This window comes from Actinomycetota bacterium (genome assembly GCA_018333515.1).
In the GTDB taxonomy this organism is placed as follows: Bacteria; Actinomycetota; Aquicultoria; order Aquicultorales; family Aquicultoraceae; genus Aquicultor.
The window spans coordinates 54,532-79,432 of the sequence record JAGXSZ010000023.1; the positions used below are offsets into that span (position 1 = coordinate 54,532).

Below are 24,901 nucleotides of genomic sequence, written 5' to 3' on the forward strand. Positions count from 1 at the left end.
AATCACGTCTAATGCTAAAGCGCTCAGAAAACTAAGGCTCAGCCGACACCGTCTCCTGCGTATAAGCGCGGTACCATCTTACGACGTAGCGGATGAAGATGAGAATGATGCTCAAGACCGGCACGGCGAGCAACGCGCCGATTATACCGCCGAGCTGAGTGCCGACCAAGAGCGCTAAAATCGTCATGAGCGGACTCAAATCGACCGACTCGGATGCGATGCGCGGCCTCAGGATGTTCGACTCGACCTGGTTGATGACTACGAAGTATCCGGCGACCGCCAATGCTATCGGCCAGCTCTGGAAGATAAGGGCGAGCGCTACCGCGGGAACCCCGGCGATAAACGAGCCGACCACGGGTATCAGATTGAATATGGCGGCGAAGACGCCGATGGCGAGCGCGTAAGGCAGGCCGAACGCGAACGAGCCGATGCCGGCGAAGACGCCGACGATGAACGAGAGTAAGAGCTGGCCCTTGGTGTATCCGCCGACCACCCTCCCTATTTCCCGGCCGAGCTGTTTCATCTCTTCCCGGTAACGCTCCGGGACGACCCTAGTGAACGATTCGGCTATAATGCGCGCCTCCAATAAGAAATAGAGGCTAATAATGAGAATGAGAAATATCTGGCTGATGCCCGACGAAAACTTATCCAACAGGCCGAGAAAAGCATTGAAGACGACGTCACCATGTTCGCTCAACAATACCAGCCCTCGTTTTTCGAGCACATCGAGGTTGACATCGATACCGAGCCCTTCAAGAAAAGCCTGGAGTGAGCGGATGGAATCGCGCATCGAATCGATAAAACGCGCATAGTCTTGCGTGAGGCCCTGCGTCTCCACTGTAAGAGAGACCCCTATCCCGGCCGATACCGCGCCTATCAGGATGATGATAATAAGGTATATCAATACGACGACTAAGACCCAGGGCAAGCGGTGCAGACGCTCCTGAAGCCGCCTCGCCGGCTTATATAGCATAAACGAGAGCACCCCGGCGAGGACTACCCACAGGATTATATTGGAGATGAAGCCGAGCAGATAAAAAGCGAGGGCGAAGAAGCCTATCCCCATCCAGATGACCGCGAATATTAAAGCGAGTTTTTTATACGGTAGCTCTCGCATCGAATCCCCTTCGTGCGACAAGTTTGCTTACTACCTATATTTCGGCAAACGCAACCGTTTGTAAAGAGCGTGCGGCGTTTTGGTTATGATAGGATGGGAATCGAAAAAGCCACCCTTGCGGATGGCCTGTATTGGCGGAGGTGCGTGGGAATCGAACCCACCAACCGAGGATTAACCCGGCCGACTGGTTTTGAAGACCAGCTGAGCCACCAGGCCCAATCCACCTCCAAGAAGAGGTCGCCGTTGAACTCATCGACAGCCGACGGCAACAACATTACACACGATACTTTTGTCTACCGGACTATCCTCGAGTCCCCGACGCGGCGCGTAACACCGGTCATATCAAAATAGTTTAGCAGAGGGATGACATATTTTCTAGAGGTATCAAAGAGTTGCCGCACGTCAGCGGGGCTAATCTGCTTGCCGCTGAAATTCTTCTTGATCTCGGCTTTCGCTTTCTCTACAAGCCCGGCTTCAAAGTACATATTCGGGGCGATACGGACGAGCTTATGCTCCCGGGTAAGCAGGTCGGCAAGCGAATTCAACTTCTTCAAGTCGACTGCGAACTCTTTCGCCAACCAGGTCGTCTCCGGCGGGCCATACGCGCCGTCGACGATGGCCTTTGTCAGCCTCTCGATGAGCGCTTCATCCTCGGCGCCGACCGTTACCTGGGCTTTGGCGTGAGCGACCTGGGCTTTATCGACGACCACTTTGCCGGACGCCTGCGCGTGGGCGACAAAAGCATCGAACTCCTTGTCGGACATCCAGTCGAAAAGCTGCGACCTGACAAGCTGCTTGCTCATCCACGGGTTGAGCGGATTTTTCTTGAAATTATCGTTGAGGAAACCCTCGAACGCCTTGATGTGGGCATCGAACTTGTCCTTGAGGATGTAGTTGTCGCTCTTGTCGATGGTCATCACGAAGACTTCCCCGCTCTCCTTGAGCGCGCCGAGGCCTTCCCTCACGCGCTCCTCATCGAGTTCGGAGCGGACCCAGAGTTGTTTCTCGGTCATAAAACCGGCTGCTTCGGCAAGGTAGAGGCGGATGACGTCGACGCTCTCCCCAATCAAGAATATCTCGCAGCGGTGTGTGAAATCGTCTTTATTAGCCAGCCTAAACTTCACGGGGTGGCTGTCGAGAATCCGGCCGCCGCCTATGGTCTGGACAGGCGAGTAGCTGCGGATGACAAAGTTATCGTTATATTTCGGGATGACCGGCTGCTCCAGCCGCAACTGGACAAAGGCCGTATCCCCGGGTTTTAAGACCTCGCGGTCGGTCAGTACGACCCGGCCGAGCACCTCGCTGGTACCGTGGTGGACCCTGACGCGCGCCCGGTTCTTCAGCTCCTTAGGGGCGCTCTCCAGCAGCTTGAACTGCCCATCGAGCATAAACGACGGGGTCAGAAAGCCCGGCGCCAGCACGACGTCGCCGCGTTCGATATCGTCTTTTTCCAAACCGACGAGGTTTAGCGCGACGCGCTGACCGGCGATAGCGATACCCTCTTTGCTCCCGTGTACCTGCACATTTCGTACCCGTGCCTCTTTGTCGGCGGGATAGACGTGTACCTTGTCCTCGGGGTGTATCTCGCCCGACCATAGCGTCCCGGTAACGACGGTTCCCGCGCCCGACATCGTAAAAACCCGGTCTACGGGCAAGCGAAACGGGGCTTTGTCCTTGCGCGGCAGTATGTTCCGGGCAATCCCGTCGATTACCTCTTTGAGCTGCTCCAAACCCATGCCCGTCTTGCCCGAGACCGGCACGATAGGCGCGTCTTTGAGGCTGGTCTTTGAGATAACGCCCCGGATTTCTTCTTCTACCAAGGGGAGCCAATCCTCGTCGACGATGTCGGCCTTGGTCAGCGCGATGACGCCTTCTTTGATACCGAGAAGGTCGACGATGGCGAGGTGCTCCTCGGTCTGCGGCATGACCGAGTCGTCGGCCGCGACAACAAGGAGGACTATATCTATGCCGGTCGCGCCGGCCAGCATATTCTTGACGAAGCGCTCATGGCCGGGGACATCGACGATGCCGAGCTTCTGGCCGCTTGGCAGCTCGAACTGGGCAAACCCCAGCTCGATTGAGATACCGCGCTTCTTCTCTTCTTCGAGCCTATCGGTATCGATGCCGGTTAGCGCCTTAACAAGCGTCGTCTTGCCGTGGTCGATGTGGCCGGCGGTTCCCAGAATCAATGGTTTCATCTCGCCTCCACCCGCTTGAGCGCTTCGAGAATCTCGCGCTCTTCGCCCTCTTGGATGGTTCGCGGGTCGAGCAAGACCGCGTCTTCTTTTATCCGCACGATGATAGGCGGCTCGTTCGCGCGGAGCATCTCTTCTAAGCGGTTGGCGCTCGCTTTCGTGCTCGTAATCGAGACGACCGTAGTGGGAAGCTCGGCAAGCGGGAGCGAGCCGCCGCCGACCTTCGAAGTCTCCGGCTCCGTCGTGACGGTAAAGGTCTCGCCCAGGTTCGAGGCGAGCAGCCGCGCTATCTTCTTGGCCCGCGCTTTGAGTTCTTCAGCCGGGGAGGTTATCATGCGCAGCGTCGGGTTTACCGCGCGGATATTGTCCATATCGAGGTAGTCCATGAGGGTCGCCTCGATGCCCGCGAGCGTCATCTTGTCGACGCGGACCGCGCGGGCGAGCGGGTGTTTTTTCATCCGTTCGACGTACTCGGCCTTGCCGACGACGAGGCCTGCTTGCGGACCGCCGAGTAGCTTGTCGCCGCTGAAGGTGATGATGTCGACGCCGGCGCGCACGCTCTCCTGGACGGTCGGCTCGTATTCCACGCCGTAACGCGACAGGTCGATGAGGACGCCGCTGCCCAAATCCTCCATGACGGTCACGCCGACTTCGCGCCCGAGTTCGACCAGCTCTTCGAGCGACGGCTCGTGCGTAAACCCGACGATTCTAAAGTTGCTGGTGTGGACTTTGAGCAAAAGCGCGGTCTCATCGGTGAGCGCCGCGCGATAATCGCGGATATAGGTCTTGTTGGTCGTTCCGACCTCGCGCATAATCGCCCCGCTCTGGCTCATCACATCGGGGATGCGAAACGAGCCGCCGATTTCGACGAGCTGGCCGCGCGAGACTATCGCCTCTTTGCCTGCGGCGAGCGCGGTCAGCGCCAAAAAGACCGCTGAGGCGTTGTTGTTGACGACCATGCCGGCCTCGGCGCCGGTTATCTTGACCAGGATTTTCTCTATATGGCTGTGACGGGAGCCGCGCGCGCCTTTCTCCAGGTCGAACTCGAGGTTCGAATAGTTGGAAGCCGCGTTTACGACCGCCTCGATGGCCGATTTGCTCAATATGGAGCGGCCGAGGTTGGTGTGGATGACGACGCCCGTCGCGTTTATAAGCCGCTTCAGGCTGAGCGCGTATTGCCGCCTCAGCCACGCTTCGAGTTCATCCAAGTATGACATTACCGATAGGTCGAACTCTTCCAGGTCCTTTTCGGAGAGGGCCAATATCAGGCCGCGCTTGTCGTCTATGACTTTGCGCACGCCCTCCACCACCAGGGGTCTGGGATAGGTCGCCGAGAACTCTTTTACCTTGGGAAAATCGAGGAACTCGTCGACCTTGGGCAACTGCCTTAAATATTTATTCTTAGACAAATAGGTTCACTCCACAGCGTCGAAATGATTCGGTATCGGTATACGGGTAACATCGGCGCAGGCTCGCGCCGAGTGAAACATTAATGTACCTAATGTACCTAATACGATTAAATAGGTTTTTAGCGGAAATTTCAAATAAAAGAAAAAGGGGTCAGGTCTTTACTTTTTAATTTACTAAATTACTAAATAGATTTTTCGCGGAAATTTCAAATTCAAATAAAGATGGGCTTGGGCGTTCACGTGGACGTTGAGCTACACGACCTCGATGATGCCGGGTGCGCCCTCATCGATTCCGCCGATGACCGCCCTCGTGCCGACCCCGCGCACCTCGAGCGCCGCGAGCAGAGCTTGGAGCTTAGCTTCGGGAACGCTTATGAGCAGGCCTCCGGAGGTCTGCGGGTCGAAGAGCATCTCGGGCGGGTAGGCGGTCTTGGTCCTGAAGACAACCGAGTCGCCCAGGTACGCCTGGTTGTCCCGCGCACCGCCGGGGATAATCCCCTTTATCGCGATCTCTATCGCCAGCTCCCAGAGCGGAATCTTCTGGGCCTCAATCGTCGCTTTAAGCCCGTTTACGGCTATCATCTCTTTCAGGTGCCCGAAGAGTCCGAAGCCGGTGATATCGGTGCAAGCGTTGACGCCGACCTCCATCATCGCTTCCGCCGCCGCGCGGTTGAGCGTCGCCGCCGTCTCGATGGCGGGCATGATGTCGTCTTCGGTGACTATGCCGCGCTTCAGCGCGCTCGCGAGAATCCCCATGCCGAGCGGTTTCGTAAATACGAGAACATCCCCCGCTTTGACGTTACTGTTGGTAACGACTTCATCTAAGCGAACGATGCCGGTCACGGAAAGCCCGTATTTCGGCTCGTTGTCTTGGATCGTATGCCCGCCGACGATGACCGCGCCCGACTCTTTGACCTTGTCGTGCCCGCCCTTGAGTATCTCTCCGAGGTGGTCGAGGCCGAGGCTGCACGGGAACGCCGCAAGATTTAGCGCGGTCAGCGGTCTCCCGCCCATCGCGTAGATGTCGCTTAGCGCGTTCGCCGCGGATATCTGCCCAAAAAGGTACGGCGTGTCGACGACAGGCGGAAAAAAGTCGACCGTCTGCAGAAGCGCGTAGGTGTCGTCGAATTTATAAACGGCGGCGTCATCGGAGGTATCGAAGCCGACGAGCAACTCCTCGGCCTCCTCCGGCGGCAGCCAGCTTAGCGCCTGTTTGAGGTCCCCCGGACCCATCTTGGCGGCTCAACCGCTCTTCGTCGCGTATTGCGTTAAACGTATCGGCTCGCTCACAACTGTCCTTTCAAAAAAAGCCCGGTATTACAGGGTAAATAACATATTAACATAACAATTATAGCTTTTTTTTAAGAAAGCGGCAATAAGGTGATGTCGCGGCCCAAATCATAAGTTGTGACCGGAGGGGTTGGCGGATGACGGGCGCATACTAAAGACCGCTCTTTTCAGGGCTAAAGCCCCGAGCGAGTCTGAGCTACATTCGCGAGCGGCTATCCGCCAAGCGCTCTTTTATCCAGCTGAGCCACACATCGAAACCGTCGCCGGTACGGCAGGAGAGCGGTACTGTTTTGACATCGGGGTTGAGGCTTGAGACGACGTTTTCGAGGCGCTCCATGCTAAAATCGGTCAGCTCCAGCATATCAACCTTGTTTACTATCAAGATGTCGCACCCCTTGAAGATGAACGGGTATTTGTGCGGCTTGTCGTCACCCTCGGGGACCGAGAGTATTAAGACCCGCGCCGACTCGCCCAGGGTAAAATCAGCCGGGCAGACCAGGTTCCCGACGTTTTCGATGATAAGGAGGTCTACGTCGTCGAGGTCGAGGCAGTCCGCCGCCTGGCGTATCATGCTCGCTTCGAGGTGGCAGCCGCCGCCCGTGTTTATCTGGATGCTCGGTATCCCCTGCGCCTTTATCTTTTCGGCGTCTACTTTGGAGGCGAGGTCTCCCTCGATGACCGCTATGTTGTACGCGTCGCGCAAAGCGGCTATCGTGCGCAAAATAAAGCTCGTCTTACCCGCGCCCGGCGAGGCCATAAGGTTTACAGCCAATACGCGCTTATCCCTAAAGAGCTTGGCGTTCTCTTCCGCCGTGTTCTCATTGGCGGCGAGAACGTCCTGCATTATTTTTATCTCCAAGAGAGGTCCTTTCTCGTCTCTTATACGGTTACGCAACTAAGAGCGGTGCGATGCGCAAAAGACAAAAGAATCCGTAATATCCGTAGCAACGTCCCCCTCTTTACTATTCAATCTCAATAGAGTCGACATAGAACTCGCGGCCCGAGAGTAGTTCGACCGTGAGCGCGGCGCACTCGGGGCAGGCAAAGGCCTGCTCCCCGCCGACCCGGCTCTCTCCCCCGCACGCCGCGCATTTTATTATAACCGGTGGGTGGTCGATTGCGAGTTCCGCTCCCTCCGCCGCGGTGCCGCGCGCCAAATAATCGAAGTAGAACCGGAGCGAATCGTCGATGACGCCCGTTAAATCACCCGCCACGACTTTGACTTTAAGGATGCGGCTTGCGTTGTTTTTGGCGGCGTTTTCCAACGCTATCTCGAGAATACTCTGGGTCAGCCCGAGTTCGTGCACTACAACCACCGTGTAAACAACATGCTCAGCTCAAAGAGAAGTACCAGGACGACGCCGAGTATGCTCATGCTGACGATACTCCAATCCGGGGTCGCAATCGCCGCGATGACGAAGCTCGCCACGTAGACGATTCGCCAATTCTCGCGGAGTTTGCGGCGCTCGACTATCCCGAGCTTTATCAAGAGCACAATGACGAGCGGGGCCTCAAAGACCACCCCGAAAGATATCAGAAAGAGCGAGACGAACCCGATATAATCGTCGGCCTTCATGAGGAATTCGAGCTGGCCCTGACCCTGGCCGTAGAGCCAGGTTATCGCGGCGGGCAGGACTACGTAGAAAGCGAAGGCCACACCGGAAAAGAAGAGCGTGACCATAACCGGCAATATCGTGAAGACGTATTTTCGCTCTTTCTCCTGGAAAGCCGGCGCGAAAAACGCGAGTACCTGGTATATGATGTATGGTGAAGTAAGGATAAAGCCGCCGATAATCGCCAGTTTGAACCGGACCATAAAGACCTGCATGAAACCGAAGACTGTAAACTGCAAGTCCTTTAACTCGTCCGGCAGCGGCGACTTGATGAAATCGAGTATCGGTTCAAAAAAGAGATAGCAGGCAAGCGTCGCGACTACCAATACCAAGACGGACGATATCAGCCTGCGCCGAAATTCATCCAGGTGTTCCAAGAAGGACATCTCAACGTCGCTCAAACACTATACCTCCAAACCGTGACAACAGTGAACGCGCCGGGGATTAAGCCGACTCGCTATCCCCTTTGTCTTCTTTGCCCAGAGTGCTGATAGGCTCGACCAGATCTTTTTGAACCGCGGTTCGAATCCCTTGAGATGCCTTCTTCAACTCCTGCAGAGCTTTACCCAACGACCTAGCCATCTCCGGCAACCTCTTCGGTCCAAAGACAATCAACGCAAGAGCCAATATGAATATTAATTCAGTCGGTCCTAAACCTAAAAACATATACTTCCTCTAAAAAACATAGTAACAACCGCACTCGTCGAAGTCTAGGGCTCTGAGGGTGTTATGGGCAGCGCGTTATTCGGGGAGCCGGGCCGGGACATTCTTCGTAAGCCTTATGATGACGCCGTCCGGGCTCGCCCTCGCGATCTCTACTTTATCCATAATGCTCACGAGTATGCTCATCCCTAAATCACGTTCATGGAGTTGGCGGCTCGCGAACTCGGCGCCCGCCTCTTCGCCGACAAAATAGATGATGTCTATGAGCATGCGCTCGTCTTTGATGTATGCGCTCATTGTCAGCAGATGCTTATCGGGGGGCGCCTGCTTGTGGAGCTGCAGAATGGCGTTGGTGCAAGCCTCGGATACCGCGAGCTTGATGTCTTCGACGGCATCACCATCGTAGTCAAGCAAGTCCGCGAACGCGGCCACGACAAGGCGCACCACACTGACATACTCCGGCTTGGCCGGTATTGTGATTAACGTAGGTTGGTCGAAATGGGCCACTTATTACGACCCTTTGATACTGTTTATAGCTTCTTCTTCAGACGAGAAAATCGGGAATACCTTAACCAGCCCGGTAATCCTAAATATCTTCAGGATGTTCTCCTGCGTGCAGACCAATAGAATCGACCCCTGATGGGACTTAACGCGCTTGAGACCGCCGACCAGCACGCCCAGACCCGAGCTATCCATGAACTCCACCTTTTGGAGGTCGATGATGATATTGAATTTCCCTTCGTCGACGATATCGATGAGCCTGCTCTTCAACTTTGGAGCGGTATATACGTCAACCTCTCCCTCGAGGATTATAACGCCTACACCTTCGACTTCTTTGCTCTCGATCTTCAAATCCACGCGCCACCTCCAAAATAGTAAGCCTTAAACCGCTTCAACACGCTTATACCACACGGAAAGCCCGGCCAAACTCCGACGCTATTTAGCGCTAAATCGCTATTCAAACAAAAAAACATAAAGGCGATTTATTACGAAAAGTCATCGCGCCAATTATTTTTCCCAAACAAGCGCTGCCTTAAACTTTGCCGCTCATATCATTCTATGTAAAAAGCAAGCGCTTTACAATCAAACATTAGATTAACGATGTTCGCTTAGTATTTCAGTGACTTCCGCATCGGTCGTCTGCTCAAAGACCTCATAGAACTGGCCTACCGCGAAGAATCGCTCGTGGACCTCGACGCAGACTATCTCGTCCACCTCTTTTTTGAGCATCTCATAGGTGTCGCGCGGTGCGACCGGCACCGCGAGCACAAGCGCGCCGGGGTCTTCTTGCTTGACGGCTCGGATAGCCGCGAGCGCCGTATATCCGGTGGCCAGCCCGTCATCGACGAGCAGAACGACCCGGCTCTGAACCCCGTGGGGCGGGCGGGCGCCCACGTAGAGTTGACGCCTGCGCTCTATCTCTCGGAGCTGATTGTCTATCTCTTGCTCGATATAGGAAGCGGGGATATTCAGCTGCGAGACTAGCGTCCGGTTTATCATCGGATGGTCGCGAGAGAGCACCGCCCCTATGGCCAGCTCGGGGTTGCCGGGGGCGCCGATCTTTCTCGGGATAACTACATCCAGCTTGAGGTTGAGCGCCTGAGCGACCTCATAGCCGACAACGACTCCGCCTCGCGGAATCGCTAATACGACCGCGTCGGTATCTTTGTATTCGAGCAGCTTCATGGCGAGTTTCCGACCCGCGTCGACTCTGTCTTTAAACATGCCTCACCTTATAGTAGCTCAGGGCTTTAGCCCTGAACGGCGGCCCTACATAGCCTTTTTGCCCTTCTCTATCAAACTCTTGACTTTTTGGCCGCCCTTGTGGCCGATCTCCTCGTAAAACTCATGGCCGTACTTCTCCTTGGTCGTCTGGCCGCCTTTCTTGCCGCCCTTGTGGCCTATCTCTTCGTAAAACTCATGGCCGTACTTCTTCGAGGTAGTGTGGCCGCCTTTGCGGCCCGCCTCGCTCACCGTCATTTTACCTTTTTCATCAGACACAAACGTCGCCCCCTTTCGGGCATTAAATACCCTGGCGAAGACCTCTCTAAACACGAAACACTTAGATGTCTGCCCGACGAAACAAGGCAAGCACTCCATGCTCGCAAACGCCGGGCGCTGTGCGCCCGAACGTCGCCGGAAAATAATTAGGAGCGGCAGCGCGCTCGCTGCCGCTCCTAACGTATCATACGCGAAAGATATCGGGTAGGCTTAGCGTGACGCTTGTTTGCCGCGCTCGATTAACTCCTTAACCTTCTGACCGCCCTTGTGGCCGATCTCTTCGTAAAACTCACGTCCATATTTTTTAGCGGTTGTCTTTCCGCCTTTGCGGCCCGCTTCGCTCACCGTCATCTTGCCTTTTTCCTCCGCCATCTGCGTCACCTCCTTTAGGATAAGCCGTTGGCACTTGTTTTGTACCCCGTGTACAAACCTCTTAAACTGCAACTGCCGCAGACCGCGAGGTTTAAAAGACGTAATCGCAGCTGAGAATCGTGAGCTAAATCGACGCAAAGGAATTATTCCTCCGCTTTCTTTCCCTCCTCAATCAAGCGCTTCACCGCTTGTCCGCCTTTGTGGCCTATCTCCTCATAGAACCCGTGCCCGTACTTCTCTTTAGTCGCTCTCCCGCCTTTGGGCCCCCCTATCTTTCCGCCCTTTTCGCCTATCTCCTCGAAAAATTGCCGCCCATATTTTTCGGATGTAGCCTTGCCGCCTTTTCGGCCGGCCTCGCTCACCGTCATCTTACCTTTATCGGCCCGCTCTTCCGCCTCTTCCCGCTCCGCCCGGTCCGCCTTATTTGCCATGTCTTCCGGCACCGTCCTCACCTCCCGCAGGGTCTTGCCCCGGTACCGAATAGATTGCATCCGTTCTTCAAAGTTCTACCCAAGAGTCAGACCCTTTAACCTACCCTTGAAAACCACTTCAAGTCAGGGCCATCGGATACGTGCGCCCCGCCGGGCGCACCACTAAAACGGGCGCACCACTAAAAAAGGGCAGCGATTCGCTGCCCTTCTGAGCGGGGTCGTGTCAGCTAGGCTCTCTTCTTACCTTCTTCGATTAGTCTCTTTACTTTTTGGCCGCCCTTGTGGCCTATTTCTTCGTAAAATTCCGGGCCATATTTCTTCGAGGTGGTCTCGCCACCCTTTTTACCGATTTCTTCGTAGAATTCCGGGCCATATTTCTTGGATGTAGTCATCCCGCCTTTGCGACCTGCCTCGCTCACCGTCATCTTACCTTTTTCTTTGGCCATACCTTTCACCTCCCGTTTGTGGACTCAAGACCGTCTCTCCCGACTCATGTTCCCAGCTCAAGCCAGCCTAATTCCTTATGGTTTCGTGTAGTACATTGCCTGCTTTACATCTCACCATCTTTCTTTTACCCCTTTTTTCATCAGTCAATCGCCAAATCACAAAAATATTTAAAAATAACTTGGAGTGCTGGAAAGCTTTGAGGATATCACCATTGCCAAGCTAAAACATCCGGTCTCTATTTAGCATCCGGCCGGTTGTACGCGGTATGCATGCCTTCAAGCCGGCGTAATATATGTTCTATGATGTCTTTGGCGACGTCCCGGCCGGTAAATAGATGCGACGACTTCGCCGCCGACGACAAACGCACGGATGTCGCGCCCGGGGTTTGATATGTATTCTTGGAGGTATATTACCTTGTGCTCATCGAGAATACGCTTAACCCGCGCCCCGGCACTGCGGGCAGAGCTATTGACCCGGATGACCCCGTAGCCCTGAAATCCGTATATCGGCTTCACAATGACATCATCGTGCGCGCTCAGAAATCCCTCGGCATATTCCATCGTCTGAGCGATTATACCGGTCGGCACCGGAAGGCCGTGCTCCTGAAGCATATAGCTGGTCAAGAACTTACTCTCGGCGATCTGCAGGGCAGCCGGCGAGTTGACGATGATGACCCCCGCCTTGTCGAGCTGCTCGAAAATCTCAAACTGGAAGTCGGTATCACCGCGAAAATCGAGCCCCCGCACCACCAGAGAATCGAAATAGGTGCCTTCAAGCGCACCGATTTTTATCGCGCGGCGCCCGTCAAGCTCTACCGAGAACTCGATGGGGTCGACGACCTTCGCCTCTGCAACACGCGCTGCAGCTTCGAAGAGGTCCCTGGCCGTGCCGTCGGTCTCGAAGGTGCTCGTCACAATCCCTATACGATACAAAGCGCGCTCCCTCAGTAGACGGGCTCTACGCTGACTTCTAGCCTCGTGTAGGCGTTAGAGCCCGGCTCCTGCTTCTCCCACATCGATGCCTAAGATAAATCCCACATTCCGCTACTTAATACCCTTCTAACTGAGGGTTAAACTGCCATCACGGGCAACAGTGGCAAAAAACATCGAATCGCGCAGCGCTACGACCTGGCAGACCTGTGGTTATACAACATCGCGAACTCCGCGATGAGATATGGGTAAGAACAATATGCGGGGAATACCGCGACAGCGGAGACCATAGTGCACGATGAGTACACGCGCAAGAAACTTCATATCGGGACATCCGGTTGGAGCTACCGCCACTGGCAGGATTCCTTCTATCCGCGCGGCGTTATGCCGCGCTATTGGTTGGCCTTTTATGCGGAGCACTTCTCGACAGTCGAGATAAACAACTCTTTCTACCGCCTACCCGAAAGAGAGACCTTCGCCAACTGGTCGACGGCAACGCCGGACGATTTTACCTTCGCCGTTAAGGCAAGCCGTTACATAACACAATTCAAGAAACTTAGCGGCACCGAAGACGCGGTTCGCAGGGTGCTGGACAATGCTCGCGGGCTCGGGACTAAACTCGGGCCGATTCTCTTCCAGCTACCCGCTAACTGGCATCTAAACCTGGAGCGCTTCGCCGATTTCACGGCATCGCTACCCCCCGGCTACCAATACGCCTTCGAATTTCGCCACGACAGCTGGCTATGCGGGGATGTTTACCGGCTCCTTAGAGACAAGGGCCTTGCTTTCTGCATCTCTGACGCACCCTCCTGGTCGACCTCGCTAGAGACGACCGCGCCCTTCGCCTATATACGACTGCATGGCGGCAGAGTCCTCTACGGTTCAGAATACTCCGAGGGCGAGCTTAACAAGTGGGCTAGGCTCATCGAACAGTTTGCGGAGCAGCAGTTGGAGGTCTTCGTATACTTCAACAACGACGCGCAAGGTTATGCAGTCAAAAACGCCCTGCGGTTGAAGAATATACTAGGTGCCTAACATAAAAAAAGCCGGCGGATGCCGGCGTTTCTTTATGCTTTGCGGCCGTCTCTTCTATCCGATCGTGTCGACCGAGGAGAAGCTCGGCTCGTGGAGCGGCAATATTATGTCGGCGAGGTCGCGCACGCGTATTACCTGCTCGTAGGCGTCATAAGCGTTGACATGAACGCCCGGCGCCAAGACCTCCATCTCCATCGCTTTTATCACCGGCGGCGGGTCGAAGTTCTCATTGATGACGCAGAACCCCGTGATTGCCGCAAGGCCCTCTTCGGTGTCGACCAGGATGGTCAGCGAACCCGGGGTGTGCGAAGGCGTATGTATTACGCGCACGCCCTCGACAATCTCCATCTCGTCACCGTCTACGACGACTATTTTTCCCGCGGCCTCGATTCCTTCGATGAACTCGAGTTCATAGCGGAAATCAAGCGGTTTGGGGTCGTGAATCCGCTCCAATTCGAGTTTGTGGATATAGAATTTCGCGTTCGCGCACTTGATATCGTTTTCGCAGTGGTCGTTGTGGAGATGCGTGTGTATGACGATGTCTATCTCCTCCGGCTTGAGGCCCCACTTAGCCAGACCCTCTTCGAAGGTGTGTATCTTCCCGCCGATGCGTTCTTCTCGCTCTTTCGACGGGAGAACACCCATCAGCGCGGTATCGACCAGGACCTTCTTGTCGCCGCCTTCGAGATACCATACGTATACCGGGATATGAAACTCGGTGCCGTAATTATGCTGGTAGGTCATGATACCCTTATCGATGACCTTGCTACCGACCACAATCGGGTGGATCTTGTACTTTGCCATAACTTACTTCGCGGCCTTCTCTAAGACCTCGATTTGAGCCTTAGCCCTAGCCGCGCCTTCACCTTTGGGCTCCAGCTTTACATAGGCCTTAAAGGACTCGATGGCCTCTTTGTTTTTCCCTTGGGCACTGTAGTATATGCCTAAATTAAAGCGAGCGTTGGCGTGTTTAGGGTCGAGTTCGATTCCCTTTAACCCCTCCGCGGTCGCCGTCTCAACCTGGCCCGAATAGAAATAGTTGGTCGCCCTGTCAATCCGCACATCGACGTTCTTGGGGTCGATTTCGAGCGCCCTCGAATAGGCGTCTATCGCTTTATCGTGTATCTTCTGGCCGTGGTAAGCGTTTCCGAGCGATATCAAGTTAGCGAGGTCTTTCGGGTTCGCCTCGACGGTCTTTTCCAAAGCCGCAATCCGCGCCGCCGCATTAGCTTGGCTCTGACTCTGAGCCGCCGGAGTGTTTGCGGCCGGATCCATGACCCCTGTTATCATCGGGATATACGCCAAGATAAACGTGAGAGCAATGAAAACCGCGCCGACCTTCGTAAACGTCTTGACTCTCTTCTTGTCTAGAAGCACTTTCGCCTTCTCCTTACATCTTAATTGCCTAAGCAAGACGGCGGAAACAGCGCACGCTGTTTCCGCCGGTTTTTGCTTTCAGCATACTGCCTGTCACCTTCTAAGTTTAGCAAAGATCGCGCTGAAATTAAACCCATTCGGCGGCAGAATCCACTTATTGTTTGTCGTTCAAATACCCATAAGCGGGTCGTTCCGCCTATGGACTCCCGTCTTTCTTGTCCGGCGGAACCTCTACCGACTGTCCATCGCCCGATAAGTCTCCGGTTGCCGGCACATCGCTCTTGACGTCGCCCATGCCGCCTTTACCGCCGGGCGGCATAAACCCGTCGGGCGCGGCGCCGGACGGCGTCGTCTCTCCGCCAATATCCGGATGGCCTTGCGGAATGCCCTGCTGCACCTGGTCTTCGCTTAACGCCGGAGCGCTTTGCCCGCCCTGCGGCATGCCCTGCGCGCCGGGCGCGGTGTTGAACGTCTCGCTCAAACCCGGTGACGCCGTGGTCGCGGGCATGAATACCCCGCGGATAAAAAATCCCGCTACAAAAGCGACTACCACAAACGCGACTGTCCACACCAAATCTACGGACTGAGGTATCCCAGTCTCGACAGCGGGATTGTCCTGCGCGCCGCCACCGGTGCCGGTAGCTTTGCTCGCCTGCGCTTTCTTAGCGGAACCGCTTTTCTTTTGAGGAGTTTTCTTCTCACTGGGAGCCTCGACTGGCTGATCCTCAAAGAAATCGTCTCCCATCGAGTTACCCTCCTTTCTGCTAGCTAAAACAGCATCGGCGCTCAACAATCGGCGCCGAGCTATGGGCGGCAAGAAATTTGTGCCGCCAATTTTTAATGATAGCGCCTTGTCGTCAATGAAGCAACTATTTCGAGCCACTTGTGAAAAAAGTGTACAATATTTCCTTACTGCACAATCGGTAGTTTTCGCAGGTATGCTAGGGCTTTTAAGCGCATGGGATGTGCCCCGCCCAAAAAAAGCGCCCGTGTCCCGCGCAAACCGCCGCCGAAACATAAATCGCGCTTAACCCTCTCGTTCCAGCTTTAGCCGCTTGCGGATAGGCTCGGACTTTTTAAGTATCGCTTGCTCATCGAGCGTCGCGTAAACGCCATCCCGGTAGAGTATTTTGCCGGCCACCATGGTCAACATCACATTCTCCTGGTTTGCCGTATACACCAGCGCCGAATAGGGTTCGCGAGCCGGTGTCTGGTGGCTATGCGACATGTCTACCACCGCTATATCCGCCTGCTTCCCGGGGTCGAGTGAGCCGACCTCATGCTCCATATTGATAGCCTCGGCGCCGCCGAGCGTCGCCATGCGGACAAAATCCTCAGCGGTAAAGTCGAAAGAGCCCTTGATACCGCGCTGCAGCAAAACGCCTATCCTCATCTCATCGAAGATATCCATCGTGTTGTTGCTGGCCGGGCTGTCGGTGCCGAGGCCCACCTTGAGGTTGCGCTGTGCGAAACCGGGAAGCGGCGCAATCCCCATTCCGAGCTTGGCGTTGCAGCGCGGGCAGTGCGCGACCGCGACATTATATTTCTTCAAAATATCGATGTCGGCCTCGTTGACTTGAACGCAATGTACCGCCAGCACTTCACCGCCGTCGAAGACGCCCCACTCCTCCAAATACTTCACCGGGCTCACACCGGTAGGCTGCCACAAAATATCACCCCAGCCGACCAAGTCCCAATATTCGTTTGGCAGAACACCCGAGCCGAACTTTACAAAATCGTACTCCGCTTTGGAGCCGGCGAGGTGGGTGCAGATCTTAAGCTTGTTCCGGCGCGCCCATTCGGACGCCTTCTTATAGAGCGGCGGTGAGACGGTGTATGGCGAATGCGGCGCGAGCCCTATGGTGAGGTTGGTCCCGGATACCTTATCGGCCCACCGGGCGATAGTCTTTTCGGCTTCAGCGATTATCTCGGGCACCTTGGTGTGGTCCATGTCGGCCACCTCGTAATAGATGAGCCCCCGCAGGCCGGCGTCTTTTGCGGCCCGTAAACTCGCGCCGGAGCCGGTGATATCGGCGATAGTCGTAATGCCCGACTGGAGCGACTCGAGCGCGCCGATATATGCCGAGAGTTCCCAATCACCTTTCCTTAAGGCTCCGCTCTTCTTGGTCAACTGTATCTTCCAATCCGCGTAGCTCAAGTCGTCCAAGAGCCCCCGGAAGATGCTATATTCCAAATGCGTGTGGAGGTCGACGAAGCCCGGCAAGATTATCGCCTTGCCGAAATCGACTACTTCCTCGTCTGGAAATTTGCCCAAGAGACGCTTGTACTTGCCGACGGCTTTTATCTTCGAGCCCTCGACTACGACCGCCCCGTCTTCAATCGGTTTCTTGCTTATCGGTAGTACCCATTGCGCTTTTAAAAGCATGCCTCACCTCTATAGTTGACTATTATCGGTTCACAATTGATACCGGATAGCGCCTCCTCGTAGCTCAGGGCTTTAGCCCTGACAATCAGCCCTAAAGAGCTGAGCTACGCTTCCGTCCACGCTAGTGGTACCTGTCGACGACAAACTCGCCGATACCGGTAAAGACCGCTACCGCCTCGGCGTTGGTCAACTCGCCGAGCGCGCGAATCGCATCGTCTACGTAGGAACGCGCCGTCTCTTTCGTCCTCGTTATCGCGTCGCTCCGCCCGATAAGCGAAATCGCTTCGCGCACCTCTTCGTCGCTCGGGTTTTGCGTCGCGACGAGTTCGGCAAAGCGGCTGTCGCGGCCAAAATACTCCAGGGCGTAGAGTACCGGTACCGTCACCGTGCCGTCGCGTACGTCGACCCCGAGCGCTTTTCCGGTTTCCGCGCCGCCCGCCACATCGAGCACGTCGTCATATATCTGAAAAGCCACGCCGAGGTTCTCGCCGTAGCGTGAGAGCGCGTCGATTTCAGCGGCGGGCGCCCCCGACAAGTAAGAGCCGGCTTGGCAGCACGCCGTAAAAAGCGCCGCCGTCTTGCGCTTCGCCTTCCGCAAATAATCATCGAACGATTGCTCGACGACATGCGCCGTCACCATTTGGTCGAATTCGCCAAGCGTCAAATCGAGCGCCGCTTTTACCATTATCTCGACCGAGCGCATCTCCGATCGCGCCAATATCTTGAACGCCGTCGCAAAGAGAAAATCCCCGGCCGCTACGGCAGTGCGTTCCCCCCACAACGAGTACACCGTCGGAAAACCCCGTCGTGTCTTGGCGTCGTCCAAGATGTCGTCGTGGATGAGCGACGCCATGTGGATAAGTTCCGAGGCGACCGCGGCAGGCAAAAACGCCTTAAGGTCGTATGCGCCGACCATCCCGGAGATCAAAACGAGCGCCGGGCGGAGCCTTTTGCCGCCGGCTTTGAGGGTGGCTGTGGACGCCTCTGCCAGAACACCGTCGGCCGCCGAAACCGCCTTGTTGAGTTCATTTTCGACCACCGCCAAATCTTGAAGAATATGCGGCGGAATCGGGTAGGTTTTACTCATAGGCAAGCCCTTCGAGCAAGCGCGACAGGGGTAACGGGAAAGCGGCGAGACCCAAGAATGCGCGCGCCCTAAGCTCCGCCAAAGACTCACCGCCCCGCGGTTTGCCGCCGACCTTCTCGCCGTTTTCGTCGCTGAGCACCGCCTCATCGATGCGACTCAAAGCCTCGGCGTAAACGTCGAGCGGAGCTAGTACCGAGGCCGGGCAATCCGATAACAGGGCCCCTATGGCCACCGCGGCCTTAAAGAGGCTCGCGTGTTTACCGCCGGCCGCACCGTCGTCGACGTCCGGCTCGCGTCTACGAACATGCTCGGCCGCCACATCCGCTATCGCCTGGACCATGTACTCGATTACCCTGCCATTGTCGAGCGCGCCGGCGACAAATATGGCGCGCGCGTAAAAATAGTCCGCGCTTATGAGGCGAAATGCCTGCCGACCGTCCGCGATGTTTACTTCATCGGGATAATGCGCCGCCACCGCCATGCGCAACAGCTCGAGCCCGGCGCCGGCCGGGACCAGCTCATCCGAACGGTATCTCCCCATGCTAGCCGTGACAAAGAGCAATGCCGCGACCGGCGTATCGATTATTGAACGCTCCGCTTCCGCCAGCAGCCGGTGGTCGGAGAAAGCATAGACCGCGAGGCGCTCTTTCGTCTCATCGAGGTCCGATTTTATCTTATTGGCCATGGCGTCCGATTTTTGGGTCTCCATATCTATTCAAGAATACAGGAGCGCGCAGCCATAATCCAGCGGATATCAAGGGTCAATCGTGGGGTAAAATAGTTCTCGGTGCAAATAAGGACATGGGGCGCAGTGTCGCGGCGGCTACCCGTTGGCGCTATCGCTTCTGCAGATAATACGAGAGTATCTGCAGCTCGACCGAGAGATCGACCTGGCGGAGGACGACCCCGTCGGGGACGTCGATGGTTATAGGCGCGAAATTGATTATCGCGCGCACCCCGGCTTCGACCATCTTGTTGGCCACACCCTGGGCGGACGGCGCCTGGGTGGCGATTATGCCGATATCGACACCGCCGGGAAGGTTGCGCGCAAAATCATTGATCTCATTGATATGTTGGACTTGAAGACCGTCGACTTTCTTGCCGATTATCGCCGGGTCACGGTCGAACGCGCCTACCACCTTAAAGCCTTTTTGCGAAAAACCCTGGTACCCGACGAGCGCGCCGCCTAATCTGCCAAGACCTACTATGATGACGGTACGGTCGCGCAATAACCCGAGCCATTTCGAGACCTCGTTTACGAGCTGGTCTACCTCATAGCCCACGCCGCGCGTGCCGAACTCGCCGAGGTACGAGAGGTCTTTGCGAAGCTGGGCGGCGTTGGTCCCGGCTATCTGGGCCAAGCCCTCCGAGGATACTATCCGTTCCCCTTTATTCGCCAGCATTACGAGGGAGCGCAAATACACGGGCAAGCGTGCTATTGTCGTTTGGGGTAATTTATGTTTTTTCACGCTTTTCGTCTGCTCCTATCGGTCGAGATGCTCTTTCGCTCACAATACTTTGTGATTATGAGAACTTTCTCTTGAATTCTACCTAACAGACGCGCGTTTGTCTACGGCAAACATAATTCTGTAGTTTCGAATCAATTCACTGCTTATTAAGGCCGTAGTCCGCCGGGGTCGCCATAGAGACGTCGGGGTTGCGCGAGATATAGTTACTTTGGGGCTACTTTGCCGGCTCCTGAAGCGCGGCTTTGGCTTCGGCATCGTCGGGCTTGACGGCTAAGAGCCTCTCATACGCGGCCCTGGCCTTCTCGCTCTCGCCAACGGCCTTTTGGCCCTGGGCCAAGAGACGAAGACCGGTCTCATTGCCCGGCTCGACCTTTAAAACGAAATCGAGAAGCTCGATGGACTCGACATGTTTTGCCCTGTAGTTATATATGTTGGCAAGGAGCAAGCGCGCCGAGAACGCGTTCGGCCTGATAGCTATGGCCCTCATAAGCTCTTGCTCAGCGAGATCGAGTGCGGGGTCGTCCGGAGTCGACGCGATTTTACTGTAAGCGCTCGCCAGGAATATATAGTGGTCCGCTTCGAGCGGCTCCTGGAATACTCCTTCTTCATATATCGCTATCGCCTTGTCGAGTATGCTTCTATTGTTCGGAGACATTCCCAGTTGCTCGAGGAACATGCCGTACCCATCGTAATACCTGCCGTTTTTATAAAGGATAATCGCTTTTTCGAAGCAGGCAATCGCTTCATTGTATTGACCGTTGCCGGCCGACTTAAGCGCGTTCGCGTAATGGAAATCGGCGACGTACATCGTCACGCCGAAATATGCCGAGACGAGCGCGACGAGCGCGAGGGCGCCCATAGCGGCCTTCGAATAGATGTCGCTGTTTGTCCGGGGTACAATCGCGGCGACCCTAACCTTGCCCACAGAAGCCATCAGCGCCCCCATGATGAGCCAGAAGATCGTGGTGCTGCCCGATATGCTGACACCGAAAGCAAGGTGCACCAAATAGCCGACGATCGCCGCGGTCAGGCCGGCGTAGACCAGGCGCTCCTCGCTATCGCGCTTTCGCAGATAGCGCACGCTTAAAACCACGACAAGCACAAAGAACAGCAGGAACAGCAGGGTCGCCGGTATGCCGACGCCCGCCGCGAGCTGGATTATCCAGTTGTGCGCATTGTCCGCAACAGAACGCCCGGCGTTCATCCGCACATACTCGAACGTCTCATAGCGCTCCGAGCCGAGCCTGAAAGTGTCGGGGCCGAGACCGAGAATCGGGTCTTCCTCGACCATGCTCCAACCGGCCTTCCATATCTCGAGACGAGAACCCGCGCTCCCCTCGGTTATCTGGGTCATCGACTGGACGCGCTTGACCAGGTTCATGACCTCGTGGCCGGCGACCGCGGAATAACCCGCGATGACCAGGAAAATCCCTATAAACGCCGCGCCGACGAAGATGAGCTTTTTTGGCCGCGCGATAATCGCCTTGGCCGCGACGACCGCGAAGAACAGGAATGCGACCGCGGCGCCAACCCACGCACCGCGCGTGAACGCGGTCAAAAGGCAGAGCAATATCAAAAAGAGGCTCGCGCCCATCAGCAGGTTGCCTTTGAGGTCTTTTGCCCGCAAGAATTCCGCGAGCGCGATAGGTGTGACGATAACGAGGAAGCCGCCTAACAGATTGGGATTGCCAAAGGTGGAAAAGCTCCGCCTCTCCTCGAAGGGGAGCGTCGCCCAGCTGAAAACATCAAGGCCCATATACTGCATGACGCCGTAGAACGCGACGACCGCCCCGGTATAGGTCAAGGTCTTGCTCAGTGCGGACAGCCGGTCGAAACCGCGGAAGGTCTGCAACGCCAGCAGGTAGAGGATGCCGTAATTTAGAAAGGTCAGCAGACCCTCGTAGCGCTTGAACTTGCCGTGAACCGCCGTCGGAAAGTGTATCGAGGTCACGGTTGAGACAAAGACGAGCAGCAAAAAGCCGACGAGGACAAAATCGAGTTTGGTCCAGCGAAACTCGGGGTCGCGCGCGGTGAGCATCTTCCCGACCCAAAACGCCAGCGCCGCCAGGGTGAGCAGTCGCAGCGTGAATATCTTGGCGATATCGAACTGATCGAAGGTTATACGCGACATCGCGAGCGGCAGCGTAATCGCTATCGCTAAAAAGCTGTAAAATACCCATGTGTCCAACTGTGCGGGAAGAGGGGCTTGGCCTACTTTTTTTCTGTTCTTGCTCATACTCTAACCTGTGCTCCTGTATCGTTTAAGTCAAGTAATTCGCGGTGGATACGCGACGCCGGTCACGGCTACCGCAAGGGCCGTCGGCCGACATCTTTAACATACCATTAAGCGTTATCGCAGTCTAGAAGAAGCCTAGTCCGGCGTCTACCGCGCGCCGCGCCCCGTCAACAGCACCTTTACCGTCTCCAGGGCAATCTTCAAATCCAGGAATAACGACTGGTGATAGATGTAGATGAGGTCGTACTTGAGCTTGTTCCGCGGGTTCGTCGTATAACTGCCGTTTATCTGGGCCAGGCCGGTCACGCCCGGCTTTACCTTGAAGCGCTCGCCGTAGCCCGATATCTCCTCTTTGAACCGCTCGACGAAGAACGGGCGCTCGGGCCGCGGGCCGACAAAGCTCATCTCGCCTTTTAGAATATTTATGAGCTGCGCGAACTCGTCGATTCGATATCTTCTCAGAAAGCGCCCGACCGGCGTAATCCGGGGGTCGTCTTCGGTCGCGAACACCGGCCCGGACACGGCCTCGGCATTCTCGACCATCGTGCGAAACTTGTAGACATCAAAGGGTTTCTCGCGCTTGCCTACGCGAACCTGTTTGTAGATGAGCGGCCCGGGCGATGAGAGCTTCACCGCGATTGCCGCGACGAGCATTACCGGCGAGGCGACGACGAGCGCGGCGACCGCCCCGGCAATGTCTAAGAGCCGCTTGAGCGCGTAGACCCAGTCCGGCGCCGGCTCTCTGGTCAGCTGTACGAGCGGTATGTCGCTTATAAGGGTGTGGTCGACCCGGCCTATGTAGATCTCGTAAAGCTCCGGTATCACCTCGAGCTTTACGTCCGTCGCCGACGAGTACGCCAGCTCCTCGAGCATCTCGCGGTGGGCGACGGGTGACGTTATAATGACGCGATCGACTCCGCGCGAACGGATCAGCGGCACCAGGTCATCGAGCGTCCCTAAAACCTCGACGCCCTCGAACGCTTGCCCGACATGGCCGGAATCCGGACATATCGTTCCGATTACCTCATATCCCCAGGCCGACCGGGATTGGAGTTCGTTTACGACTTCGAAAGCGGGCTCGCCGTGGCCGACTATGAGGACGCGCTGCGTGGGCCACTTTATCTTCAGCGCCCTAGTCGCCGCGAAACGCCAGCCGCTCAGCAGAATAATCTGGAGCAGCCACGAGATGATAAATACCGGACGCGGGAACGAGAAAAACCCGCTGAAGAAGGTCAAGAAGACGTTGAGGACGAGCGCGAGGGTCACCGCTTTGGTTACGCCCGCGACGATATCCCAGCCGTCGCCGGCCGTCTCGACATCGTAGAGGTCGTAGATGTATAGCGCGACGATGCTTACAATCGTGATAAAGACGGCGAGGCTCGTATACGCCTGGAAATTAAAGTACGGCAGTTTCCCTGCGAAACGGATTAGAAACGCTCCGATAATGGCGAGGTTGATGATGAGTATGTCGTTTAAGATAGAGAACAGAACCCATTGGCGTCTATTCATTTCGCCGCGTTTCTCCTATGCCGCCTTTCATGCCGCCTTTCATGCCGCCTTTCGCGCTGCCTATCGTTGTCGCAAGACCTCTCCATGCAAGACCTCTTTATAAACGTCGAGCAAACGCTCGATCATGACATCCATCGCGAACTCGTTCTCGAACCGCTCTTTAGCTTGAGCGCCCAGCTTCAAGCGTAACTCGTCATCCCCGAGAAGCCTGTTTAATCCATCGGCTAACGCGGCAACGTCCTTAGGCGGCACCACAAGGCCGGATACGCCGTCTTTATTGACAAAGGGCACTCCCGTCGGGAGATTCGTGCTTATGACCGGCTTGCCGCAAGCGTGCGCCTCGAGCTGGACCAACCCGTACGCCTCGCTCGACTCGACCGACGGCAGCACAAAGACGTCGCATGCGTGGTAAAAGGCGGCAAGCTCCGCCGGCGGCAAGGGGCCGACAAACTCGACCTTGCGGGCGATGCCCAGCTCTTCGGTGAGCGCCTTGAGTTCCGGCTCTAAGTCCCCTTCACCCGCTATTACGAGCACCGCGTCGACCTCTTTGAACGCTTTTATTAAATAATCGACGCCCTTGTAATAAATCAGGCGCCCCAGAAAAAACGCTATCTTCGGGCCGTACCGCGCGCGCAACTCATCCGCTCTGGCTCGGACTTGCGGTGTGAGCGCGAGCCAATCGGTCGGCACGCTAAACGGTATGACCGTGCATTTATCCTCGACCCGCCGCAAAAACGGCGAATTCTCGATAAGGTTGGGAGAACTCGCTATTATCCGGTCGGCGCGGTCGAGAAACTTCTCCAGAAACGGCCGGTAGAACTTGAGCAGAGTCTTCTGCCTTATTATATCGCTGTGGTAGGATACGACAAGCTTGCCCTTGGGTTTGGCGATAAGATACGCCAGCTCACCGGTCGGGTTCGGAAAGTGGAGGTGATAAATGTCGCTCGTGCTCTTTTTGAGCGCCGGGATGAAACCGGGCGCCATCGGCGTGGACCGCAGACGGCCAAGGCTCGCGACCTTTGTAACCCTTACCCCATCGGTGTATTCGACAACGGTGCGCGGCGCCTCGTTGGCGGCGAGCACCTCGATATCGACCTTGTCTTTGAGCCCGACCACAAACATACGGACGACGTTTTCGACGCCGCCGATGTGGGGATAGTAGAGTTTGTTAACCTGCAAAACTTTCATACGATACCGGCCCGGAGCGCGCTGCCCGGCGCTGCCCGGCGCTGCCCGGCGCGACCCGGCTCTCTCCCAAGACTCAAGATTCTTTTCAAACGCTTATAATACCTAAGGTTCTTTGTGCGGATTTTCACCCGCGCTTTTATTATATAG

27 protein-coding genes and 1 tRNA gene are annotated in these 24,901 nt (G+C 56.0%); 1 reads left to right on the forward strand and 27 read right to left on the reverse strand.

Annotated features, from left to right (window positions below; all coding sequences use genetic code 11):
* Positions 1-31: 31 nt before the first annotated feature.
* The 17 genes from KGZ93_05805 to KGZ93_05885 all read right to left on the reverse strand — a co-directional run bounded on the left by KGZ93_05805 (position 32) and on the right by KGZ93_05885 (position 12,470).
* Complete coding sequence (locus KGZ93_05805) at positions 32-1,117, reverse strand: AI-2E family transporter (GenBank protein ID MBS3909123.1); 1,086 nt, start codon at positions 1,115-1,117, stop codon at positions 32-34.
* 132 nt (positions 1,118-1,249) lie between these two features.
* Positions 1,250-1,345 (reverse strand) — tRNA-Sec (locus KGZ93_05810).
* A 65-nt stretch (positions 1,346-1,410) separates the two neighbouring features.
* Positions 1,411-3,315: a selenocysteine-specific translation elongation factor gene (gene selB, locus KGZ93_05815; GenBank protein ID MBS3909124.1), complete on the reverse strand. Its 1,905-nt coding sequence runs from the start codon at positions 3,313-3,315 to the stop codon at positions 1,411-1,413.
* Positions 3,312-4,721, reverse strand: a complete 1,410-nt coding sequence (gene selA, locus KGZ93_05820) for an L-seryl-tRNA(Sec) selenium transferase (protein ID MBS3909125.1) — start codon at positions 4,719-4,721, stop codon at positions 3,312-3,314. The genes selB and selA overlap by 4 nt, the downstream gene beginning before the upstream one ends.
* A gap of 252 nt (positions 4,722-4,973) precedes the next feature.
* Positions 4,974-5,954, reverse strand: coding sequence for a selenide, water dikinase SelD (gene selD, locus KGZ93_05825; GenBank protein ID MBS3909126.1), 981 nt, complete (start codon positions 5,952-5,954; stop codon positions 4,974-4,976).
* A gap of 253 nt (positions 5,955-6,207) precedes the next feature.
* On the reverse strand, positions 6,208-6,870 hold the full coding sequence (gene hypB / locus KGZ93_05830; protein MBS3909127.1) for a hydrogenase nickel incorporation protein HypB: 663 nt from the start codon (positions 6,868-6,870) through the stop codon (positions 6,208-6,210).
* Between the two features lie 103 nt (positions 6,871-6,973).
* Positions 6,974-7,318 (reverse strand): hydrogenase maturation nickel metallochaperone HypA, encoded by a 345-nt coding sequence (hypA, locus tag KGZ93_05835; GenBank protein MBS3909128.1) that lies wholly within the window; start codon positions 7,316-7,318, stop codon positions 6,974-6,976.
* Entirely contained in the window at positions 7,318-8,025 is a 708-nt protein-coding gene (gene tatC, locus KGZ93_05840; protein ID MBS3909129.1) for a twin-arginine translocase subunit TatC, read from the reverse strand. Before tatC ends, hypA begins: the two co-directional genes overlap by 1 nt.
* Positions 8,026-8,068: 43 nt before the next feature.
* Positions 8,069-8,290 carry a twin-arginine translocase TatA/TatE family subunit gene (tatA, locus tag KGZ93_05845; protein MBS3909130.1) on the reverse strand — a complete coding sequence of 74 codons (222 nt, stop codon included), beginning with the start codon at positions 8,288-8,290 and terminating at the stop codon, positions 8,069-8,071.
* A gap of 75 nt (positions 8,291-8,365) precedes the next feature.
* Positions 8,366-8,794, reverse strand: a complete 429-nt coding sequence (locus KGZ93_05850) for an ATP-binding protein (GenBank protein ID MBS3909131.1) — start codon at positions 8,792-8,794, stop codon at positions 8,366-8,368.
* Positions 8,795-8,797: 3 nt separating this feature from the next.
* Entirely contained in the window at positions 8,798-9,145 is a 348-nt protein-coding gene (locus KGZ93_05855; GenBank protein MBS3909132.1) for an STAS domain-containing protein, read from the reverse strand.
* Between the two features lie 237 nt (positions 9,146-9,382).
* Positions 9,383-10,012, reverse strand: coding sequence for a phosphoribosyltransferase (locus KGZ93_05860; protein MBS3909133.1), 630 nt, complete (start codon positions 10,010-10,012; stop codon positions 9,383-9,385).
* A 45-nt stretch (positions 10,013-10,057) separates the two neighbouring features.
* On the reverse strand, positions 10,058-10,387 hold the full coding sequence (locus KGZ93_05865) for a general stress protein B (protein ID MBS3909134.1): 330 nt from the start codon (positions 10,385-10,387) through the stop codon (positions 10,058-10,060).
* 111 nt (positions 10,388-10,498) lie between these two features.
* Positions 10,499-10,660, reverse strand: coding sequence for an Em GEA1 (EM1) (locus KGZ93_05870; GenBank protein ID MBS3909135.1), 162 nt, complete (start codon positions 10,658-10,660; stop codon positions 10,499-10,501).
* Between the two features lie 143 nt (positions 10,661-10,803).
* Complete coding sequence (locus tag KGZ93_05875) at positions 10,804-11,091, reverse strand: hypothetical protein (GenBank protein MBS3909136.1); 288 nt, start codon at positions 11,089-11,091, stop codon at positions 10,804-10,806.
* Between the two features lie 227 nt (positions 11,092-11,318).
* Positions 11,319-11,537: a hypothetical protein gene (locus tag KGZ93_05880; GenBank protein MBS3909137.1), complete on the reverse strand. Its 219-nt coding sequence runs from the start codon at positions 11,535-11,537 to the stop codon at positions 11,319-11,321.
* A 276-nt stretch (positions 11,538-11,813) separates the two neighbouring features.
* Positions 11,814-12,470 (reverse strand): hypothetical protein, encoded by a 657-nt coding sequence (locus KGZ93_05885; protein ID MBS3909138.1) that lies wholly within the window; start codon positions 12,468-12,470, stop codon positions 11,814-11,816.
* A 381-nt stretch (positions 12,471-12,851) separates the two neighbouring features.
* On the opposite strand from KGZ93_05885, the gene KGZ93_05890 reads away from it, so the two are divergent.
* Entirely contained in the window at positions 12,852-13,502 is a 651-nt protein-coding gene (locus KGZ93_05890; protein MBS3909139.1) for a DUF72 domain-containing protein, read from the forward strand.
* Positions 13,503-13,556: 54 nt separating this feature from the next.
* Here the strand turns inward: KGZ93_05890 and KGZ93_05895 are convergent, their stop codons facing one another.
* The 10 genes from KGZ93_05895 to KGZ93_05940 all read right to left on the reverse strand — a co-directional run bounded on the left by KGZ93_05895 (position 13,557) and on the right by KGZ93_05940 (position 24,754).
* Positions 13,557-14,306, reverse strand: a complete 750-nt coding sequence (locus KGZ93_05895) for an N-acyl homoserine lactonase family protein (GenBank protein MBS3909140.1) — start codon at positions 14,304-14,306, stop codon at positions 13,557-13,559.
* A gap of 3 nt (positions 14,307-14,309) precedes the next feature.
* Positions 14,310-14,879: a tetratricopeptide repeat protein gene (locus KGZ93_05900; protein ID MBS3909141.1), complete on the reverse strand. Its 570-nt coding sequence runs from the start codon at positions 14,877-14,879 to the stop codon at positions 14,310-14,312.
* Positions 14,880-15,075: 196 nt separating this feature from the next.
* The gene (locus tag KGZ93_05905) at positions 15,076-15,624 is read right to left on the reverse strand and encodes a hypothetical protein (GenBank protein MBS3909142.1); all 549 of its coding nucleotides are present in this window, start codon (positions 15,622-15,624) and stop codon (positions 15,076-15,078) included.
* A gap of 282 nt (positions 15,625-15,906) precedes the next feature.
* Positions 15,907-17,265, reverse strand: a complete 1,359-nt coding sequence (locus KGZ93_05910) for an amidohydrolase (GenBank protein ID MBS3909143.1) — start codon at positions 17,263-17,265, stop codon at positions 15,907-15,909.
* A gap of 121 nt (positions 17,266-17,386) precedes the next feature.
* Complete coding sequence (locus tag KGZ93_05915) at positions 17,387-18,352, reverse strand: polyprenyl synthetase family protein (protein MBS3909144.1); 966 nt, start codon at positions 18,350-18,352, stop codon at positions 17,387-17,389.
* Complete coding sequence (locus tag KGZ93_05920) at positions 18,345-19,061, reverse strand: hypothetical protein (GenBank protein MBS3909145.1); 717 nt, start codon at positions 19,059-19,061, stop codon at positions 18,345-18,347. The genes KGZ93_05915 and KGZ93_05920 overlap by 8 nt, the downstream gene beginning before the upstream one ends.
* Before the next feature lie 127 nt (positions 19,062-19,188).
* On the reverse strand, positions 19,189-19,821 hold the full coding sequence (locus KGZ93_05925) for a redox-sensing transcriptional repressor Rex (protein ID MBS3909146.1): 633 nt from the start codon (positions 19,819-19,821) through the stop codon (positions 19,189-19,191).
* A gap of 214 nt (positions 19,822-20,035) precedes the next feature.
* The gene (locus KGZ93_05930; protein MBS3909147.1) at positions 20,036-22,057 is read right to left on the reverse strand and encodes an O-antigen ligase family protein; all 2,022 of its coding nucleotides are present in this window, start codon (positions 22,055-22,057) and stop codon (positions 20,036-20,038) included.
* 147 nt (positions 22,058-22,204) lie between these two features.
* Complete coding sequence (locus tag KGZ93_05935) at positions 22,205-23,566, reverse strand: sugar transferase (protein ID MBS3909148.1); 1,362 nt, start codon at positions 23,564-23,566, stop codon at positions 22,205-22,207.
* A gap of 60 nt (positions 23,567-23,626) precedes the next feature.
* Positions 23,627-24,754: a glycosyltransferase gene (locus tag KGZ93_05940; protein MBS3909149.1), complete on the reverse strand. Its 1,128-nt coding sequence runs from the start codon at positions 24,752-24,754 to the stop codon at positions 23,627-23,629.
* Positions 24,755-24,901: the final 147 nt, after the last annotated feature.